This window comes from Corallococcus sicarius, assembly GCF_003611735.1.
GTDB lineage: Bacteria > Myxococcota > Myxococcia > Myxococcales > Myxococcaceae > Corallococcus > Corallococcus sicarius.
Genome location: NZ_RAWG01000507.1, coordinates 1 through 4349, shown reverse-complemented (window position 1 = coordinate 4349; position 4349 = coordinate 1). Strand labels below are relative to the sequence as shown.

Genomic DNA, 4349 nt, shown 5'->3' with positions numbered 1-4349 from the left:
CCCGCGGCCCCCGCGCCCCAGCTGTCCGCCTCCGAGCGCTCCGCCCTCGTCACGCAGGCCGAACAGCGCATCGCCGCCAACGCCCCGGCGGAGGCACTCCCGTTCTTCCGCCAGCTCTGGGACGCAGGCGAGCGCAACCCCGGGATGCTCTACAACGCGGCCTGCGCGGCCTCTCTCGCCGGGCAGAAGCCGGAGGCACTCGAGTGGCTGGAGCGCGCCGCGGATGCGGGGCTGGACAACGCCGAGCACCTGACCCAGGACACGGACCTCGCCCCCCTGCGGGATGAGCCCGCGTTCGCGCAGGTGCTGGCGAAGGTCCAGGCCACCGACGCGAAGAAGAACGTGGCGACGGATCCCACCCTGCGGGACGAGGTGCTCAAGCGGATGGAGGTGGACCAGGCGGTCCGCAAAGCGCTCTTCACGGACGGCCCGAAGCCGAGCCCGGAGAAGATTGAAAAACTGAACCAGGTGGACCGGGACAACACCGCGTGGCTCAAGGGCGTGATCGCGAAGCATGGCTGGCCGGGGCGCACGCTGGTGGGTGAGCGGGCCTCGAAGGGCGTGTGGCTGATGGTCCAGCACGCGGACCTCGACCGGCCCTTCCAGAAGGAGTGCCTGGCGCTGATGGAGAAGGCGCTCGCCGCCGGTGAAGCCCCGAAGAAGGACTTCGCGTACCTCACCGACCGGGTGCTCGTGGGCGAAGGCAAGCCGCAGCGCTATGGCACCCAGTTCACGGAGAAGGACGGGGTGATGGTGCCCCAGCCCATCGAGGAGGCCGCGCAGGTGGATGCACGGCGCGCCTCCGTGGGGCTCGGCACCCTGGAGGAGTACGCGGCGCAGATGCAGCGCACGTTCTCGCGCCCCGCCTCCGCCACGCCCCTGCCGGTGAAGCCGTAGGCGCGGGCCGCGCGCTCAGGCCGTCGCGGCGGCCTTCGCGCGCAGCTGCTTCTCCTGCTCCATCAGCTCTCCGGTGGGGTCGCTCGGCGCGAAGTCCTCCGGGGCGAAGACCTGGCGGATCTCAATCTCCCCCTCCACGAAGGGGACACGCCGGGCCCACGCGACGGCCTCGTCCTTCGACTTCACCTCGAGCATCCAGAAGCCGGCGACCAGCTCCTTCGTCTCCGCGAAGGGGCCGTCCACCACGGTGGGCTGCTTCGCGGAGAAGCGCACCCGCGTCCCCTTGGAGCTCGGGTGCAGCCCCTCGCCCGCGAGCAGGATGCCGGCCTTCACCAACTCCTCGTTGAACTTCCCCATGGCGGTCAGCTCCTCGTGGGTCGGGAGCACGCCGGCTTCGCTGTCCTTGTTAGCCTTCACGATCATCATGAATCGCATGGGGGTCACTCCTGGGGGTGGGCCGGAACCAGGGCCCGGGTTCACAGACGCGACGAACGGCGCCCCGGACAATCGACACGCGCCGGATTCCCTCCCGGAAAATTGACGCCGGAGGGCTCGGGGCTACGGTGACACACATGCCTGTAGCACCCACCGGGATGCTCCGCCGTCTGCCGCTGCTCGTTGCCCTGTGCGCCACCCCCGCCCTTGCCCAGGACGACGAGGGGAGCGCGGACGCCGCCCCCAGCTCGCTGGACGGCGTGGGCCGCATCACCGTGGGAGCCGGCTACCGGCTGACCTCCAACGCGACGCTCTACGACTCCTGGTACGGCGCGAAGGGCCCCGCCGCGGGCCTGGAGCGGGCGCCGGAGTCCTCCGGGGCCCCGGTGGGCGCGCTGACGTTCGCGTACGCGGTGACGGACCTGGTGGAGCTGGGCATCGACCTGATCGGCACGACCCAGACCCTGCGCCTGACGGAGTCCCTCGGGGATGGCTCCTCCGTGTCGCGCAAGGTCAGCACCCTCGCCTATGGCGCGCTCGTGGGGCTGCGCTTCCAGGGCGTGCTCGACATCGGGCCGCAGGGGCTGGTGCCCTTCGCGGGCGTGCTCACCGGGCCCACCGTCATCTCGTCCAAGCGCGAGGGCTCGGGACTCCAGGAGAACGTGGGCCAGGCGTGGGTGGGGGCGCTCGGCGCCACGTTGCGGCTGTCGTCGAAGTGGGGAATCACCGCCGAATACCGCCTGATGTTCCTGCGCGGCCCGGTGGAATCCCCCAAGGCGGATGCGCCCGGCCCGTTCAGCTTCAGCAGCGGCGGCAATTGGTTCTCGCTGGGCGTGACTTATACGTTCCCACCGGATCCGTCCCGGCCCATGCCCACGTTCTAGCAAGCCGCCAGGCCGGGAGATCAGGGCAGGCAGGCACGCAAGCATCCAGGCGGTGGGGGGAATGACCTGCACGCAGGGCTCTGTTGGGGAGCGGAAAAAGAACCCGCCCCTCATCCAGGAGAGTCCCCTAGCATGCGTGAGTCGGCCGAAGTCATTTCCGGTCCCAGGAAGATGTCCATGCCCCCCTCTGATCAACCGAAGACCGATCTCGAGAAGGAGCTCTCAGAGCTCCGCCGAGAGGTCATCGAATCGCGAAACCTCGTCATCAAGACGGACAACCTGCTCAAGAACCTCCATGCGGAGGTGAAGGCGGTGGGCAAGCGTCACGAGGACTTCCAGAAGCGGCAGTGGATCTCCTCGGCGGTGGCCTACGCGCTGTTCGCGATCCTGGCGGTCGGTGGCGCGGTGCTCGTCAGCGGCGCGCGCAGCTCCAGCTCCACCAACGAGCGCGAGCGTCTGGAGAAGCAGGTCGCGGACCTGAGCGGCCAGTTGGAGAAGCAGCGCGGGGACACCACCGCGCACCTGACGGCGCAGCGCGCCGCGGGTGAGGTCTACAAGATGATGACCACGCTGCCGGGTGATGAGCGCCTCAAGGGCATTGACGCGCTGATGAAGCTGGACACGCAGCGGCTGTCCTCGCTGGAGCGCCAGGCCCTCAACGACCGCGCCGCCAACCTTCGCCGCGAGACGGGCGACGCCGCCTTCGAGCGCGGGAAGATCGCCTTCCGCCGCAACGACATGTCCGCGGTGGTGGAGGACCTGGGTCGCTTCCTCGCCATGAACCCGGCCGAGGCGGACGCCCTGGACGCGTCCTTCTTCCTGGGCACGGCGTACAACCAGCTGCGCCAGCACGACAAGGCGGTGCCGCTGCTGGCCCGCTTCGTGGAAGGCGACAAGAAGTCCAAGACGCGCGACTACGCCATGCTGCTGCTCGCCCAGTCGTACCAGGAGACGGGCCAGTTCGATAAGGCGGCGGACACGGTGCGCGACGCGCTGGCCACGTACCCGGCCACCCAGTACCTGTCGCAGTTCCGCGGCCGCCTGTCGTCCGCGAAGCGCGCCGCCTCCGGTGGAGACGCCGCGGCGGTGCCCGCGGCCGCCCCGGGCGCCGCGCCCGCCGTGCAGACGGCCGCGCCCGCCGGTCAGTAGCGCCACGGAGTGATTGCCACCCGGGGTCCAGGGTCGTAAGACCTGGACCCCGTGTCCGCTCCTCCCGAAACCCGGAAAGACCCCCGCTTCCGCCGCTTCCGTGGCGCCGCGTATGGGGTCCACATCACGCTGTCCACGCTGTTCTCGCTGTGGATGATCTGGAACGTGGGGAACTCCGTGGCGGCGATGACGCCCGGGCGCCCCCCGGCCGTGACTCCGCCGCTCACCGTGCGCGAGTGCCTCAACGCCGCGGACGGCCACTGGAAGCACCTGGAGGCGGAGCGCGAGAAGCTCGTGCACGTCCTGCCCGCGCGCAAGGTCGACCAGGAGTGGATGCGCTACCGCAGTGAGTGGCTGCTGCGCCTGCGCAAGTCGGAGTCCGAGTGCGCGCTCGACTCGCGCGACCCGGCCCGCGTGGAGCTGCGCGCGGTGTACCGCCAGCTCGCGAAGGTGCAGGACCTCTACACCATCCACGCGGTGCAGTACGCGGGCGAGGTGGGCGGCGCGGTGGACGCGCTGCACGCCGCCTTCGACAGCGCGCGCCGCGACGCCGGCCGGCTGCCCTGAAGTTTCGGAGCTGGCTTCCGAGCCCGCTTCAGCGCGTGGGCAGCACGGTGGAGTAGCGCCCCGTGCTGTCGGACACCGTCTGCGCGAGCAGCAGCGACGCGGGCCGGCCCGCCACCGTCACCACGCGGAAGAAGCGCACGGACGCGTTCGCCGCGACGCCGTCCGGGGCCAGCGCCGGATCCGGGGGCAGGGTGATGCGTCCGCTCAGGGAGCGCCCCCGCGACAGCGTGAAGGACTGCAGCTTCAGCCGCTGCTGCTCCTGGGTGTGGGGCGGCACGGTGACGAAGCGGCTGACGCGCGGCAGGTTCTCCCCGGGCAGGAAGTCCAGCCGGTACTCGCCCGGGTCCAGGGCCAGCGTGAAGCCGCCCAGGGCGTCGGTGGTGGAGGGGGCCTCGAAGCCCATGGGGGGTTGGGGCC

General features: G+C 70.7%; 5 protein-coding genes and 1 pseudogene. 4 read left to right on the top strand and 2 right to left on the bottom strand.

Annotation, left to right across the window (positions count from 1 at the left end; genetic code table 11):
* Positions 1 to 897: DUF6624 domain-containing protein (locus D7X12_RS43290; RefSeq protein WP_120630349.1), on the top strand; the 897-nt coding region annotated here is incomplete at its 5' end.
* Positions 898 to 912: 15 nt separating this feature from the next.
* Here the strand turns inward: D7X12_RS43290 and D7X12_RS39740 are convergent.
* Positions 913 to 1332, bottom strand: a complete 420-nt coding sequence (locus D7X12_RS39740) for a YciI family protein (protein WP_120630348.1) — start codon at positions 1330 to 1332, stop codon at positions 913 to 915.
* 137 nt (positions 1333 to 1469) lie between these two features.
* On the opposite strand from D7X12_RS39740, the gene D7X12_RS39735 reads away from it, so the two are divergent.
* The 3 genes from D7X12_RS39735 to D7X12_RS39725 all read left to right on the top strand — a co-directional run bounded on the left by D7X12_RS39735 (position 1470) and on the right by D7X12_RS39725 (position 3932).
* Entirely contained in the window at positions 1470 to 2216 is a 747-nt protein-coding gene (locus D7X12_RS39735) for a putative outer membrane beta-barrel protein (RefSeq protein ID WP_244225062.1), read from the top strand.
* A gap of 177 nt (positions 2217 to 2393) precedes the next feature.
* A complete protein-coding gene (locus D7X12_RS39730; protein ID WP_120630346.1) occupies positions 2394 to 3365 on the top strand; it encodes a tetratricopeptide repeat protein in 972 nt (323 codons plus the stop codon).
* Between the two features lie 42 nt (positions 3366 to 3407).
* Positions 3408 to 3932, top strand: coding sequence for a hypothetical protein (locus tag D7X12_RS39725; RefSeq protein ID WP_120630345.1), 525 nt, complete (start codon positions 3408 to 3410; stop codon positions 3930 to 3932).
* A 28-nt stretch (positions 3933 to 3960) separates the two neighbouring features.
* On the opposite strand, the pseudogene D7X12_RS43285 reads toward D7X12_RS39725, so the two are convergent.
* Positions 3961 to 4349, bottom strand: a pseudogene (locus tag D7X12_RS43285) (carboxypeptidase regulatory-like domain-containing protein); the annotation flags it as partial.

What these genes read in the sequence shown, in the direction of transcription:
- D7X12_RS39740 (WP_120630348.1), bottom strand. Translation starts at nt 1,332, where the DNA reads ATGCGATTCATGATGATCGTGAAGGCTAACAAGGACAGCGAAGCCGGC.
- D7X12_RS39735 (WP_244225062.1), top strand. Translation starts at nt 1,470, where the DNA reads ATGCCTGTAGCACCCACCGGGATGCTCCGCCGTCTGCCGCTGCTCGTT.
- D7X12_RS39730 (WP_120630346.1), top strand. Translation starts at nt 2,394, where the DNA reads ATGCCCCCCTCTGATCAACCGAAGACCGATCTCGAGAAGGAGCTCTCA.